This is a genomic window from Mesorhizobium sp. ISC25 (assembly GCF_042295465.1).
Classification (GTDB): Bacteria; Pseudomonadota; Alphaproteobacteria; order Rhizobiales; family Rhizobiaceae; genus Mesorhizobium.
Genome location: NZ_CP135441.1, coordinates 512,671 through 525,416, shown reverse-complemented (window position 1 = coordinate 525,416; position 12,746 = coordinate 512,671). Strand labels below are relative to the sequence as shown.

17 protein-coding genes are annotated in these 12,746 nt (G+C 62.3%); 9 read left to right on the top strand and 8 right to left on the bottom strand.

The genetic code is table 11. The features are described from left to right. Nucleotides 1-37 precede the first annotated feature (37 nt). The 4 genes from RQ479_RS02670 (at nucleotide 38) to RQ479_RS02655 (ending at nucleotide 3,615) form a co-directional block, all read left to right on the top strand. Nucleotides 38-1,330 (top strand): efflux RND transporter periplasmic adaptor subunit, encoded by a 1,293-nt coding sequence (locus tag RQ479_RS02670; RefSeq protein WP_376704012.1) that lies wholly within the window; start codon nucleotides 38-40, stop codon nucleotides 1,328-1,330. A gap of 2 nt (nucleotides 1,331-1,332) precedes the next feature. After that, entirely contained in the window at nucleotides 1,333-2,040 is a 708-nt protein-coding gene (locus RQ479_RS02665) for an ABC transporter ATP-binding protein (protein WP_376704011.1), read from the top strand. Nucleotides 2,041-2,042: 2 nt separating this feature from the next. Then, nucleotides 2,043-3,260, top strand: a complete 1,218-nt coding sequence (locus tag RQ479_RS02660; protein ID WP_376704010.1) for an ABC transporter permease — start codon at nucleotides 2,043-2,045, stop codon at nucleotides 3,258-3,260. Between the two features lie 112 nt (nucleotides 3,261-3,372). Further along, nucleotides 3,373-3,615: a hypothetical protein gene (locus RQ479_RS02655; RefSeq protein ID WP_292659109.1), complete on the top strand. Its 243-nt coding sequence runs from the start codon at nucleotides 3,373-3,375 to the stop codon at nucleotides 3,613-3,615. Here RQ479_RS02655 and RQ479_RS02650 read toward each other — a convergent pair. Beyond that, complete coding sequence (locus RQ479_RS02650) at nucleotides 3,590-4,336, bottom strand: hypothetical protein (protein ID WP_376704009.1); 747 nt, start codon at nucleotides 4,334-4,336, stop codon at nucleotides 3,590-3,592. The genes RQ479_RS02655 and RQ479_RS02650 overlap by 26 nt on opposite strands. A 7-nt stretch (nucleotides 4,337-4,343) precedes the next feature. Then, nucleotides 4,344-5,456 (bottom strand): endonuclease/exonuclease/phosphatase family protein, encoded by a 1,113-nt coding sequence (locus RQ479_RS02645; RefSeq protein ID WP_352466895.1) that lies wholly within the window; start codon nucleotides 5,454-5,456, stop codon nucleotides 4,344-4,346. A 187-nt stretch (nucleotides 5,457-5,643) separates the two neighbouring features. Between RQ479_RS02645 and RQ479_RS02640 the strand changes: the two genes are divergently transcribed. Next, nucleotides 5,644-6,228 (top strand): BA14K family protein, encoded by a 585-nt coding sequence (locus RQ479_RS02640; RefSeq protein WP_376704008.1) that lies wholly within the window; start codon nucleotides 5,644-5,646, stop codon nucleotides 6,226-6,228. 173 nt (nucleotides 6,229-6,401) lie between these two features. Further along, nucleotides 6,402-6,686 carry a PilZ domain-containing protein gene (locus RQ479_RS02635; protein ID WP_292659122.1) on the top strand — a complete coding sequence of 95 codons (285 nt, stop codon included), beginning with the start codon at nucleotides 6,402-6,404 and terminating at the stop codon, nucleotides 6,684-6,686. A 12-nt stretch (nucleotides 6,687-6,698) separates the two neighbouring features. Here RQ479_RS02635 and RQ479_RS02630 read toward each other — a convergent pair whose 3' ends face one another. Next, nucleotides 6,699-7,322 (bottom strand): hypothetical protein, encoded by a 624-nt coding sequence (locus RQ479_RS02630; RefSeq protein ID WP_376704007.1) that lies wholly within the window; start codon nucleotides 7,320-7,322, stop codon nucleotides 6,699-6,701. Next, a complete protein-coding gene (locus RQ479_RS02625; protein ID WP_376704006.1) occupies nucleotides 7,315-7,836 on the bottom strand; it encodes a hypothetical protein in 522 nt (173 codons plus the stop codon). The genes RQ479_RS02630 and RQ479_RS02625 overlap by 8 nt, the downstream gene beginning before the upstream one ends. 52 nt (nucleotides 7,837-7,888) lie before the next feature. On the opposite strand from RQ479_RS02625, the gene RQ479_RS02620 reads away from it, so the two are divergent. After that, entirely contained in the window at nucleotides 7,889-8,284 is a 396-nt protein-coding gene (locus RQ479_RS02620) for a hypothetical protein (RefSeq protein ID WP_352466899.1), read from the top strand. A gap of 52 nt (nucleotides 8,285-8,336) precedes the next feature. On the opposite strand, the gene RQ479_RS02615 is transcribed toward RQ479_RS02620, so the two are convergent. The 3 genes from RQ479_RS02615 to RQ479_RS02605 all read right to left on the bottom strand — a co-directional run bounded on the left by RQ479_RS02615 (nucleotide 8,337) and on the right by RQ479_RS02605 (nucleotide 11,267). Continuing rightward, nucleotides 8,337-9,314, bottom strand: coding sequence for a DUF3592 domain-containing protein (locus RQ479_RS02615; protein ID WP_376704005.1), 978 nt, complete (start codon nucleotides 9,312-9,314; stop codon nucleotides 8,337-8,339). Nucleotides 9,315-9,570: 256 nt separating this feature from the next. Further along, nucleotides 9,571-10,590 carry a ketol-acid reductoisomerase gene (ilvC, locus tag RQ479_RS02610; protein ID WP_023676662.1) on the bottom strand — a complete coding sequence of 340 codons (1,020 nt, stop codon included), beginning with the start codon at nucleotides 10,588-10,590 and terminating at the stop codon, nucleotides 9,571-9,573. 23 nt (nucleotides 10,591-10,613) lie between these two features. After that, nucleotides 10,614-11,267, bottom strand: a complete 654-nt coding sequence (locus RQ479_RS02605) for a TetR/AcrR family transcriptional regulator (protein ID WP_376704004.1) — start codon at nucleotides 11,265-11,267, stop codon at nucleotides 10,614-10,616. 153 nt (nucleotides 11,268-11,420) lie between these two features. Here RQ479_RS02605 and RQ479_RS02600 point away from each other — a divergent pair, with 153 nt between their 5' ends. Next, nucleotides 11,421-11,849 (top strand): DUF1772 domain-containing protein, encoded by a 429-nt coding sequence (locus RQ479_RS02600; RefSeq protein WP_376704003.1) that lies wholly within the window; start codon nucleotides 11,421-11,423, stop codon nucleotides 11,847-11,849. 37 nt (nucleotides 11,850-11,886) lie between these two features. On the opposite strand, the gene RQ479_RS02595 is transcribed toward RQ479_RS02600, so the two are convergent. Then, nucleotides 11,887-12,339, bottom strand: a complete 453-nt coding sequence (locus RQ479_RS02595) for a MarR family winged helix-turn-helix transcriptional regulator (RefSeq protein ID WP_023676665.1) — start codon at nucleotides 12,337-12,339, stop codon at nucleotides 11,887-11,889. A 100-nt stretch (nucleotides 12,340-12,439) separates the two neighbouring features. On the opposite strand from RQ479_RS02595, the gene RQ479_RS02590 reads away from it, so the two are divergent. Then, nucleotides 12,440-12,745 carry a Rieske (2Fe-2S) protein gene (locus tag RQ479_RS02590; RefSeq protein WP_376704002.1) on the top strand — a complete coding sequence of 102 codons (306 nt, stop codon included), beginning with the start codon at nucleotides 12,440-12,442 and terminating at the stop codon, nucleotides 12,743-12,745. Nucleotide 12,746: the final 1 nt, after the last annotated feature.

Sequence of the window (12,746 nt, the reverse complement as noted above, 5' to 3'; positions counted from 1 at the left end):
TGCACTGTTGGGATATCGCTGAACATAGGGGTCCGGCGTGGACCAGGTTGTCAATCTGCCAAAGACGGAATCCGCTTCCGCCATCGAGACGGCGCTCGGGCTCGACCATCAGGGCCTGAAGACAAAACGCCGTCGCGGTTGGTTTTACGCGCTGCTTGCGCTACTCGCAGTCGCCGCGAGTGTCGTCGGCTACCAGTGGTATGCGGGCTCGCCCGCCAAGATCGAGTATACCACGACACTGGCCGCCATGGCCGATCTTACCGTCGCGGTGTCGGCCACCGGCACGCTGCAACCCCTCACCCAGGTCGATATTTCCAGCGAACTCTCCGGCGTCGTCCGCTCGGTCGCGGTCAACGAGAACCAGCTGGTGAAGAAGGGCGATGTGCTGGCCGCGCTCGACACCGCCAAGCTGGAGGTGCAGATCGAGCGTGCCCAGGCCTCCGCCAAGGCAGCGGCGGCGAGTGTCGAGGACGCCACCGTGACCCTGGCCGAAAACGAAAAGGTGCTGGTGCGCGCGGCACAACTGACCAAGCGCGGCATGGCGACGGACCAGTCGCTCGAAGCGGCAACCGCCACGCGCGAGCGCTCGAAGGCAGCGCTCGATATCGCGAAAGCCAACCTCGCCATGGCCAATGCCGATCTCAAGGCGCAGCAGACGGATCTTGCCAAGAGCACCATCTACGCTCCGATCGACGGCATCATACTGACGCGCTCGGTCGATCCCGGCCAGACGGTCGCCTCGTCGCTGCAGGCGCCGGTGCTGTTCGTCATCGCCGCCGATCTGAAGAACATGGAACTGAAAGCTGCGGTCGACGAGGCCGATATCGGCGCCGTCAAACCCGGCCAGCATGCGCGCTTCACCGTCGATGCCTTCCCGGAACGGCCATTCGACGCCGAAATCCGCGACATTTCCTATGCCTCGGTCACTACCGACGGCGTCGTCACTTACGATGCAAGGCTGGATGTCGACAACAGCGAGCTTCTGTTACGGCCCGGCATGACTGCCACCGTCTCGGTCGTCACCAAGCAGGCCAGGAATGTGCTCACCGTGCCGTCGATCGCCTTCCGCTACCGGCCGGCGCAGACGGCGGAGCGCGGCTGGAGCCTCACCGACGTGTTCACCGGCCGCATGGGACGCCCCGGAGGCAACCGCCAGCGCCAGGCGGCGACGAAGCCCACCGACGGCTCGCGCACGCTCTACGTGCTGGAGAATGGACGGCCGCATCCGGTCAACGTCAGCGTCGGCTCGACAGACGGCGAACTGACCGAGATCGTCTCCGGCCTGGAGGAAGGCGCGCAAGTCATTACCGCCTCGCAGCAGCGGAGCTGATCGTGGCATCGGGCGCGCCCCTCATCGGCTTCGACAAGGTCTGGAAAAGCTATGGCCAGGGCGAAGCCCGGGTGCATGCGCTGGCCGGCGTCGACCTTGCCATCAGACGCGGCGAATTCGTCGCCATCATGGGCCCGTCCGGTTCGGGCAAATCGACGGCCATGAACATCATTGGCTGCCTCGACACGCCGACGGCCGGGACCTACAGCTTCGAAGGCATCGACGCCGGCCGTCTCGACCGCAACCGCCGCGCTCTGCTGCGCAACCTCTATGTCGGCTTCGTCTTCCAGGGCTATAATCTCTTGCCGCGCACCACGGCGGCCGAGAATGTCGAACTGCCGCTGATCTATCGCGGCGTTGGTGCCCGCGAGCGTCGCGGCCTTGCCATGCAGGCACTTGCCGAGATCGGCCTTGTCGGCCGCGAGCATCATACGCCGGCCGAGCTGTCCGGCGGCCAGCAGCAGCGCGTGGCGATCGCCCGCGCCATCGTCACCAGGCCGACGCTTCTCGTCGCCGACGAACCGACCGGCAATCTCGACACCGCCCGCACGCACGAGATCATGGAACTCCTGACGCAGTTGAATACCGAACTCGGCCTGACCATCGCCATGGTCACGCACGAAGCCGATGTTGCCGGCTATGCGCAGCGCACGATCCGTTTCCTCGATGGCCATGTCGCCTCGGACACAGCCAGCCTCGAGATGGCCTAGCCATGATCTGGGAAACCGTCCGCCTCTCGCTCCGCTCCATCCGCCGCAACGTGCTGCGCTCGTTCCTGACGTTGCTCGGCATCGTCATCGGCGCTGCCGCCGTCATCGCCATGCTGACCATCGGCTCGGGCACCACCGAAAAGGTCAAGTCCGATATTTCCAAGCTCGGCAGCAATCTGCTCGTCATCCGTTCCGGCCGCCCTGCCGGGCCTGGCGGACCTGGAGGGCTCGATCAGGTCGTCCGACCGCTGGGCGACAAGGACCTCGCAGCGCTTGCCGCGCATCTGGACGGCTCGCGCGCCATCTCACCGGCGTCGCAAAAGCAGGTGCGCGTCATTTTCGGCACCGAAAGCCTGACTTCGGGCGTCACCGGCACCGACAGCGCCTATCTCGACGCCCGCGACTGGAAGCTGGTTTCCGGCCGCCCGTTCAGCGATTCGGAAACCCGCTCGGGCACCGGCGTCTGCCTCATCGGCGAGACGGTGCGCCAGCAGTTCTTCGGTGCCGGCGATCCCGAAGGCGAGATCATCCGCGTCAATCGCACTTCCTGCAAGATCATCGGCTTGCTCGAACCGAAGGGCTATACCGGTTTCGGCCAGGACCAGGACAATGTCGTGCTGATGCCGCTCGCCGCCTATCAGCGTCGCATTGCCGGCAATCGCGACATCGACTCGATCTATGTCGCCGCCGACGACCGCACGCCAACCACGGTGCTGCAGACGCGCGTCGAGGACATCTTGCGCGACACGCGCCGCATCACGCCCGACCGTGACGATGATTTCTCGATCCGCGACATGACCCAAATCGCCGATGCTATGGCCAGCGCGACCACCACCATGACTGGCATGCTCGGTGCCGTCGCCGGCGTCAGCCTGCTCGTCGGCGGCATCGGCATTATGAACATCATGCTGGTGTCGGTAACCGAACGCACGCGCGAGATCGGCATCAGGCTCGCTATCGGCGCCCATGAAAAGCATATCCTCATCCAGTTCCTGGTCGAGGCAACCGTGCTGTCGCTGCTTGGCGGCCTCATCGGCATCCTGATCGGCCTGGCGCTGGCCGGCCTCGCCTCGGTGACGCTGACGATCCCGTTTGCGCCAAGCCCGGCGGTCATCCTGCTTGCGGTCGGCTTCTCCGCGCTGATCGGCATGGTGTTCGGCTTCTTCCCGGCGCTGCGCGGCGCGCGGCTCAACCCCATCGACGCGCTGAGACATGAGTAGGCGTTGCAGCAAGTATCGCTCCAGACGCTGCCAATTTTTTATGCAATCTGCCCTTGTCGCAGCACAATCTGCAATGATAACAATGCTGTTGGGGACTAAGGGGGAACAATGGATGAGCAAGAAAGGGCGACTGGCTCTGGCGATGGTGATCGTCGAAGCCGCCTTGGCAGGGCTTTGGTGGAATTTGATCCGTTATGGAATGGATAATCCCGATCGCGTCACCGCCGACTTCCAGCAGGTAATTGGGCAGACGATGGGAACGGCGATGGGGGCGCTCCTGGGTCTCGGCGTGCTGTTGTATTTTGTCGCTGCCCGTAGCGACCGCAAGGCTATTGAAGGCAGGTTGCGACGTTAGAGTCGGAATCCTTGCCCGCAAAGTGCCATTCGATCAGCGGTCTCATATGCGGCATTAACCCGTCCGGCAGGTCGGCTGCATTGCGGATGATCACGGGGCCTTCGATTTCAGGCTCTAACTCGGCCGCGACGAAAGCGCTGATCCGCTGTGCCAGGTCGTCGGCGGAGGCCGTCTCGCGGTAGCGGCGAAAGATCACCGTGCCGCTTGGCGTCGACAGGGCGTAATGGCGCTTGCCGCGTGTCGCGCCTGATAGGTCGAGGCCGGTCTCCTCCCGTACCTCGCGGATCATGTTGAAGTCGACGTCGACAAGGCCGTCGCGGAAATCGGTTGGCTCGAAGGAACCGGCGGCGAAGTAGATGCGCCCGGCATTGACGGTATGCGGCGCCATGCGGATCGCCACCAGCGCATTGTCGCCGGCGACCAGCATGGCATGGGCATAGGCGTGCTCGGCGCCGGCCACCTGTCGATTGCCGCGCCAAAGCATGAAGGTCGAATAACGCACCGCATGGCAGCGGCCAACGAGGCGATTGTCGCGATAGCTGAGTGCGGAAAGCAGCACCACAGTGCCGTCGAAAAGCGACGGCCTGGCTGCGGTCTCACGCCGCCAGTTCACCGCGATCGCCTCGGCATTATCGCGCTCGAACGGATGCGGGCCGGGATCGAGCCTGACGTCGATGGCATCGACCGGCAGGATGACGTTGCGCGGCAGGTCGAAACTCACGCCTGTCTCACGCCATGTCGAGGGCAATTGCTACCGGGCAATGGTCGGATGCCTTCGGCCGGTCCCATCCGGCGCGTGGAAAGCGCTCGACCTCCTGACCTGCCGGAAAAATAGTCCGCCAGGGCTGGCCGTTGCGGATTATATCGGGAACGGCGGTGGCGTTCTGCCTGGCTAGCGCCCTCGACAGAAGGATGTAGTCGAGCTGGCAGAGATGCCGCTCTTCCGGTCCGCGTGTGTGATAGAAAGTCCAGCGGTCCATTTCCGGCCGCCGCTCGACCGCGTTTTCGCAAAAACCGCCGGCAGTGAGCACGTCGATGCAGGATCGGGTCTCGTCGATGACCTCGAAGCGATAGCCGTCGACGACATCGCCGGTAATCTTCACGCGCTGCCGGTAGTCGTTCATGTCGCCGCAGATTGCCCAGCGCTTGTCGGCGGCATGGTCCTTGCCGAAACGCTCCTCGATGATCCGGCGCACCGCTTGCGCCTCGGCGATGCGCAGCGGCATTGTCGCCTCGCGGCCGTCGAGGCCGTTACGGGGCGAGCCCATCGACTTGAAATGCACGAGATAGAGCGTCAATGGCGCGCCTGCGACGGTCAGATCGACTTCCAGGCAGTCGCGCCGGAAGATGCGTTCATTGGCCTGGTGACCAAGCGCTGCCAATTCCGCCGTGTGCAGTCCGAATTGCTCGAACGTGACATAGGCGTAGCTGGTCATGCGCACGAATTCGATCGGCTGGCCCTGCGCGGTCTCGTTGCGCATCATCAGGGCGACGTCGATGCCGCGCGAATCATTGCCGGCGGTGGTGTATTTCTGCCGGTAGCCTTGCCCCACCATCTTGAATAGATAGCCATATTCGAAGGCCCTCAGCGCCTCGATGTTGTCGACCTCCTGCATGCAGATAATGTCGGCGCGGGTGGCCGCGATCGCCAGCGCCGTCAACTGGCGCGTGTCGTCAGACTGCGCGATGGCCCGCGCCTGCTCGAGCATCTTGTATTCGGCCTCGCTCTGGATGTCGAAAAGCGCCAGCGTGCGATCTTCGTTGAGCTGATTGCGGTATCCAGAATAATCAAACCTGTTCATCAGGTTTTCGACGTTGAAGGTGGCAAGGCGCAGCGACATGGCTTTGACCTTTGCCCGCAAGCGCGCCCGAAAACAAGGGCGCAGAAACTAAGCGGCTCTGATTGATCGCGCGCTCGCCATGGTTGACGGAACCTTTTTGTTCATCTTCCGTTCAGATGGAAAGTTCCATCAATAGGCCCTTCCCCGGGGTATTCTGGGCGTGGGGCCTGAACCTTCGGAGAGTGCGATGAAACCGCTCTTTTTATCTTCCGTCAGATCCGGGCTGATGTCCCTCGGTCTGATAGCCGGCCTCTCGGCCCCCTCGCTTGCCGGGCCGATGCCCAAACCCCTGCTGCCGGTGGCGGGCAATGCCGCCGACATCGTGCAAATTCGTGAAGATTGGGCAGGCGGCAACGACAGGCAGATCTGGCGTTGGCGCAATCGCGGCTTTCGGCAATGGAACGGAGACAATGATTGGAGATGGCGGTCCCACAATTTCCGCGGCCGTCATTTTTCGAGACACTGGGACAATGGCGGCTGGGACGACAGCTGGCGCTGGCGCCACCATCGCCGCCATTACCGCGGCGGCTACTATGATGATAGTGCGGGCGCCGCGATTCTTGGCTTGGGCCTGGGGTTCGGCCTTGGCAGCCTGTACAACAGCTATAACTACTACGACGCGCCGCCACCGCGCCGCTATTATCGCGCAGGGCGGCTTTCCAGTGCACATGTCCAATGGTGTTACAATCGCTACCGGTCGTACCGCGCCTGGGACAACACCTTCCAGCCCTATTACGGGCCGCGCCAGCAATGCTACTCGCCCTATAGGTAAGCAGGCCGACAACAAGCATCATTCGGCGCCGTGCTTCGCGGCGCCTTTTTCTTCCAGCCAGGAATCGCGAAAATCGCCCAGTCTCACTGGTGATAACGCTATTTTTATCAGGCAGGTCTAATAATCCTCCCGATCAGAACGCCCGAGACGCGAAGATGGCTGGATTGCGTGCAATGGCCGAGGACGAACAGAGGGACAAACGCCGGCAGCGCGTCTTGAAGGGCGCGACGATCCTGACCGGCATGACCAATTCCGAGGTCACATGCACGCTGCGCAACATGCATGCCGGCGGCGCCGAATTGAAGGTCTCGATCGACGCGCGCGTGCCCGATGAGTTCCTGCTCTATGTTCCGACCGACGGCATTGCCTACGAGGCCGTGGTCCGCTGGCGCCGCGAGGATCGCATCGGCGTGATGTTCACCGGCACTCAGCCAAAGCCAAGTTGGCATTACGGCTGATATCTCGCGGCGCTATCCGGGCGGCAGGACTTGCAGTGTCTGCTCGTCAAACAAAGGCTCATCCTGGCCGACGCGAACGAATAGAAGCTTTCGCAGTTCGGGTGATTGCACCTCGAAATACTGAATGCCGTCCGGGGCTTCGCCCCATTCGCCGCAAGGCGGTTCGCCGACCTCGTCAGGGTTGGCGGCGGCCTTCAATTCGCTGAGATAAACGGCATCGGGACTGAAGACATACCGCAGGGTGCCCGTGGGCGTGACCCCTTCGGTTAAAGGCATGAGCACGCAACGTGTGCTGATGGCTTTCTCGGTCTTCTGCGTAAAAATGCGCTGCAACGCAGCGACGGCCGCTTCGCCCGGCAGCATATCGAAGACTTCGACGACGGGATCGGCCGGCCCGCCGTCGCTATATTTGATGGCAAGCGCATTGCCGCCAAGCTCGAAATGAATCCGGCGAAAACCGAAATCGCAGCGCTGCACCCAGGCAGCCAGCCCGACATCCTTGTCCGCCAGCCGTTCCCAAGCGCATTTGTCGACAGGCGGACGCGACGGCTTGCTTTGGTCGGCACGAGCCCCGGTGGCTATGGCCACAAGGACCGGCAGGGTGAAGATGCAGGCCGGCAGTCTCTTGCTATTCATCGCTGCAACCCGTCAAGCTAAAGGCGTCCCAGGCTGAACCGTCGGGATTGGCTTTGGCGAAATCGGGCCATTCGGTAAAAATCGCGCCAAAGTCAGGCAACAGCAACCCTGCCGGTGCCGGCGAGGCTTCGCGGGAGCTCAACTGCTCGGCACCACCTGCGTTGAACGCATAGACCTGCCCATCCCACACTCTGCACAGCCCGGTGCCGTCCTCGAGACCCGCCTCGCGATCGTCGTCAGTGCAGGTGTGCCGGATCGTGCCCACAGGAAACGAGTACTTGCCATTGGTCCAGGTGATGTCCGACGGCAGATGGATGTCGGTGTTGGGCACGATCAGCGAAAAGACCTCTGTCGTCAGCGCAGCCGGCTCGTTGTTGGTTGGCCGGAACTGTATCGTCGCTCCCGAACGCGGCTCGCGATAGGTCGCATGGCTGAGCGAACATTCTGTTGCGTTCGCTGCTTGCAACAGGCTCAGCATGCTCAGAAAAATAGCTGCTGCTTTGCGGATGATCATTTAAGTCCCTTGGAGCAGCATCATTGTGAAGTTTGAGCATCGATGCTTTAGCATGGCCCAGGGCCACGCCGAAAAGAAAGAATCGATGATGCGAAATCCCCTGATGCTCATTTCGATCCTAGCATTTTCGTGCGGCCACGCCTTCGCCGCGGAACAGTATGTGGGCACGTGGTCCGGGAACAGATCGAACTGTACCGCCGTTGCGGATGTTCAACGCCAGACTGTCTACACATTGTACCGCGACGCGCTGTCGGTCCCTGCTCTCGGCTGCGAACACGCAACGTTCCTCAAGACGCCAACGGGCTGGGTGGCGCGGGCCAGCCAATGCTACGGATCCAACCCGTCGGCCGAAGAGCCGTTCTCCCGTGTCATCCATATTGTTGTCGACGGTGCGACGGTGAGATTGACTTGGCCTGGCTTCGACAGCGGAGTTCTTGTCAGATGCTGAAGACAAGTGCCCTTCCTCTGGATCTACAGCGTCTCGGACGGCAGCTTCAGCACTAGATCACCCCGACAAGCAGCGCGGCTCCACCAAGGAAGCCAGCGGCGCAGACCCACAGGAGCCAAAGCCCGCTCACCCTGCATTCGAGAACCGCTGCAACCGGGTTGTCGGGATCGTAGTGGACCTCGACCTTATCTCCCTGGAGATAGCGTTGTGATTGGCCACTGACGAGGCTCGGCAGCGAAGCCGTCACGTTTGCGCCGAAAGCGATGCGATCGGCGGCGTAGCGCTGGCCGGCGACGCTATAGCTGTAGACGATGCGAGATTTGAAGACTGCGCGCCAGGGTCGATAACCGCCTCCGGACCTGTCGCGGGTTTCAAATTTCTGCAGGCCCGAGGCGTCGATGCGTCCTGCCGTGATGGGCCATTTCGCGGCCTGCTCCGCAAGCGACTTCTGGGCAAAGCCCATGCGCAGGACAAACAATCCCATGAAAAGCAGAAGGGCTGCGGCGCCGAGGTTCTGCGGCCTGGGCAAATACGGCCGGATCGCTTCGAGGATGCCGCCGACGGAGAAGACCAATACGAGCGCGCCGACCACCAGCCCGGCCGAAAGCTGGACCATGAACTTGAAGGAGCCGTCGGGCATGGTGCGTTCGATCACGGCCTTGGCTGGATCGGCTGGATTGTAGAAGACGGTTACGCCGGCCCCGTTTGGAAATTTCGCAAGGGTTTCCGCCACCGCAAAGTTTCCAAGGTTCTCCTGCACGCTGTAGTGCGAACTGCGAAATGTCTTGCCGTTCACCTTGTATTCGAAGGTGATTGCCGGGAAGTTGCGCATCTCGGTCGACCCTCTGCTATCCGAACCGGATCCCGAACTGGTCACCTCGCGAGCCTCGACCCGCGACGAGATGATCTTTCCCGGCGTCGGAGACCAGCGGCTGGCCGCCCTCACCTCCCACCACTTCAGCAACGTGACGAGGGAGAGCATGCCGGCAACCGCGCAGGCAAACCCGACCAACAGAAATTTGAGTTCCAACTCTCACCCCCTTGGCACTTTGGTGCCATGCCCCGCACAGGCATATCACGGTGATGCGGAGAGTGCGCCTGTCCAGCAGCCTGGAAACCACACAATCTTGATGCGAAAAGGCCGGCGGATCGCTCCGCCGGCCTTCTTGATCGGCAATGAAATTGCGATCAGTTCTTGGCCTTGTCGACCAGCTTGTTCTTGGAAATTCCCACACGCCCGCAGGGCGAAGCCCGAGGACGCGTAACGAAACGAACGTGGATTTCCTTCAGTTCTTGGCCTTGTCGACCAGCTTGTTCTTGGAAATCCACGGCATCATCGCGCGCAGCTTGGCGCCGACTTCCTCGATCTGGTGGCTGTCGTTGTTGCGGCGGATGCCCTTGAAGCGCGACATGCCGGCGCGGTATTCCTGCATCCATTCCGAGGTGAACTTGCCGGTCTGGATATCCTTCAGCACCCGCTTCATCTCGGCCTTGGTCTCGGCGGTGATGATGCGCGGGCCCGAGACGTATTCGCCCCATTCGGCGGTGTTCGAGATCGAATAGTTCATGTTGGCGATGCCGCCTTCGTAGATCAGGTCGACGATCAATTTGACCTCGTGCAGGCACTCGAAATAGGCCATTTCCGGCGCGTAGCCGGCTTCCACCAGTGTCTCGAAGCCGGCTCGGATCAATTCCACCAGGCCGCCGCACAGCACAACCTGCTCGCCGAACAGGTCGGTTTCGCACTCCTCGCGGAAATTTGTCTCGATAATGCCCGAGCGGCCGCCGCCTACGCCGCAGGCGTAGGAGAGCGCCAGGTCGAGCGCATTGCCCGAAGCGTCCTGGTTGACCGCGACCAGGCACGGCACGCCGCCGCCCTTCTGGTATTCGCCGCGCACCGTATGGCCAGGCCCCTTCGGCGCGATCATGACGACGTCGACCGAGGCTTTAGGCTCGATCAGGCCGAAGTGCACGTTGAGACCGTGGGCGAAGGCGATTGCCGCGCCATCGCGGATGTTTGGCGCGATCTCGGATTTGTAGATGTCGGCCTGCAGCTCGTCGGGCGTCGCCATCATCATCAGGTCGGCCCACTTGGCGGCATCGGCGACGCTCATCACCTTGAGCCCGTCGGCCTCAACCTTCTTGGCGGTCGCCGAGCCGGCCTTGAGGCCGATGGCGATGTCCTTGACGCCGGAATCCTTGAGGTTGAGCGCATGCGCCCTGCCCTGGCTGCCATAGCCGATGATGGCGACCTTCTTGCCCTTGATCAGGTTGAGATCGGCATCGCGATCATAATAGACACGCATTTTTTCTTCCTTCCCGTTTAAATTCAGAGGGCTTGCGGCCCGGTTTTTGCCCCGTAAAGAGCGAGAAACTGCTGCGTCGCCCGGACGGCATCGCCGCCGATCGCCGCATCAGTCAATTCCAGCCGGTCGCCAAGCAGCAAGCGGATCTGCACGTCACGGGCGACCAGCCCGAAAAAGGTGCGGAACGCCGTCTCCGCGTCCGAAAATTCAAGGAACCCGGCCTGTCTCCCGGCCTCCAGCACCGGCTTCAGGCGCCTGGCCAGCGCGAAGCGGCCATTCTCCAGCACGATGGCGCCGAGATCGTCCTTCCCCGAACTAGCATGGCCGACCGCCACCCGGTTCAGCGCGATCGAGGTGTCGCTCGAAATTACCGTGAGCCAGTCCGAAGCGAAGCGTTCGAGGCTCGCCGTCAGCGAAGCAACGTCGAGCCCCTTGCGGTCGAGCGGCACTACCCGCACCTTGGACGCCTGCCATTGCACCGTTGCCGTCAACAGCCCGTCGCGATCACCGAACCATTTGTAGAGCGTCTCCTTCGAGCAGCTCGCCCGCCGTGCCACGGCGGTCATGGTCAACTGATCGCCCTCTTCGACCAGCAGGCGAAGGGCGGCGTCGAGCACGTCCTTCTGCCGCTCGGTCAGCGCCTCGCTGGTGTCGATGTCGGTCACGGCGTGCAACACAGTCTTTCCTCAGGAGGCAAACTCACCCGCAGTTCAGATACGAGCTCGACGGCGTACCGTACGTTACGGTTCGGCTTTATGGCGTATTGCCCGACCCGGCGCAAGCCTCTATTTCTGTTTGCTCCATGCGGGGCATCACGGGAGACACGGATTATGCTCACCGGATTGCTTGCCTTGACCGTTGCCGCAGTGTTCGCGGGCGCGGCTATCTACGTCAGCGTCGCCGAGCAGCCGGCGCGGCTTCGCCTCGATGACAAGGCATTGCTGCAGGAATGGCAGCCTTCCTACAAACGCGGCGCCGCCATGCAGGCCTCGATCGCCGTCATCGCCTGTATTCTGGGCCTCGTCGCGTGGTGGCTGACCGGCAATCTCGCTTATCTGGTCGGCGCCTTGCTGATCATCCTGCCTTGGCCATGGACGCTGCTGGTGATGATGCCGGCAAATAGGTCGCTGGAGGCGATGGACGCTAACACCATCAATCCTGAAGCTCGGAAATTGATCGTCAAATGGGGCAATCTGCATATGGTCCGCATCGGGCTTGGCGTTCTGGCGACATTGGCATTCCTCTTGGGCAGTGCCTGACCTCGCCAACCGGCGCCATCTTCGTCATGAAGGCGTGTCACTCCAGGGCGGGCGGATCTCGCAGGCGCCCAAGTAGAGCTGACAGCGCATCGAGCTCATCATTGGAAAGCCGGGAGCCGACCAACTCCGCGATCGACCGGCCGTAGACAGCCCACATGCGGCGGCGCGTCTCGCGTCCCTTGTCTGTGACGCGGACTGTTTGCCCGCGGCCGTCATCGGCAACTGGAAGCTTCTCGACCTGCCCGTCGGCTTCGAGCCGCGCCAGCAGCCGGGAGATGTTGTACTGCGCAAACAGGGTGCGCTCGGTGAGCTGGAACGGCCGCAATCCGCCCTCGCCCGCCTCGGCAAGCTCATGCAGGACGTCGTACCAGGCAAGCGGCGGCAGGCCACTGTCCTTCAGCGCGTCCTCGGCTCGTTCCAACAACTGGCGCGAAACCCGCATCAGGCGGGCCCAGGCCTTGATGGCTGGAGGTGAAGGAATCCCTGTCATGATTGCATCGTAGGCGATAGATGCAATTGCATCAAGCTTGACGATCGATGCAAATGCATCTATATAGATGCAATCGCATCAATCATGAGAGGCAATTCCGATGAAGCATGAAATCTGCAGGATCGCCGACATTCCGGAAACAGGTAGCCTGATCGCTCCGTTCTTCGGCCGCGAGGTCCATGTCTACCGCAGCGGCGAGCGTATCCGCGCCGCCGCCAACGTCTGCCTGCATTTCGGTGGCCCGCTCGACTGCAAGAACGGCAAGCTCGTCTGCCAGTGGCACGGCGCCTCGTTCGACATGGCGAACGGTGATCGCCTCGAAGGCCCGGCGCCGAAGGGCTCCCGCCTGATGTTCCTCTCCACCCGCGTCGAGGACGGCGCATTGAACTATGTCTGGGGAGAGTGAG

What these genes read in the sequence shown, in the direction of transcription:
- RQ479_RS02635 (WP_292659122.1), top strand. Translation starts at nt 6,402, where the DNA reads ATGGCCGAGGACGAACAGAGGGACAAACGCCGGCAGCGCGTCTTGAAG.
- RQ479_RS02590 (WP_376704002.1), top strand. Translation starts at nt 12,440, where the DNA reads ATGAAGCATGAAATCTGCAGGATCGCCGACATTCCGGAAACAGGTAGC.
- RQ479_RS02620 (WP_352466899.1), top strand. Translation starts at nt 7,889, where the DNA reads ATGGCCCAGGGCCACGCCGAAAAGAAAGAATCGATGATGCGAAATCCC.
- RQ479_RS02630 (WP_376704007.1), bottom strand. Translation starts at nt 7,322, where the DNA reads ATGAATAGCAAGAGACTGCCGGCCTGCATCTTCACCCTGCCGGTCCTT.
- RQ479_RS02640 (WP_376704008.1), top strand. Translation starts at nt 5,644, where the DNA reads ATGAAACCGCTCTTTTTATCTTCCGTCAGATCCGGGCTGATGTCCCTC.
- ilvC (WP_023676662.1), bottom strand. Translation starts at nt 10,590, where the DNA reads ATGCGTGTCTATTATGATCGCGATGCCGATCTCAACCTGATCAAGGGC.
- RQ479_RS02600 (WP_376704003.1), top strand. Translation starts at nt 11,421, where the DNA reads ATGCTCACCGGATTGCTTGCCTTGACCGTTGCCGCAGTGTTCGCGGGC.
- RQ479_RS02645 (WP_352466895.1), bottom strand. Translation starts at nt 5,456, where the DNA reads ATGTCGCTGCGCCTTGCCACCTTCAACGTCGAAAACCTGATGAACAGG.
- RQ479_RS02660 (WP_376704010.1), top strand. Translation starts at nt 2,043, where the DNA reads ATGATCTGGGAAACCGTCCGCCTCTCGCTCCGCTCCATCCGCCGCAAC.
- RQ479_RS02655 (WP_292659109.1), top strand. Translation starts at nt 3,373, where the DNA reads ATGAGCAAGAAAGGGCGACTGGCTCTGGCGATGGTGATCGTCGAAGCC.
- RQ479_RS02595 (WP_023676665.1), bottom strand. Translation starts at nt 12,339, where the DNA reads ATGACAGGGATTCCTTCACCTCCAGCCATCAAGGCCTGGGCCCGCCTG.
- RQ479_RS02625 (WP_376704006.1), bottom strand. Translation starts at nt 7,836, where the DNA reads ATGATCATCCGCAAAGCAGCAGCTATTTTTCTGAGCATGCTGAGCCTG.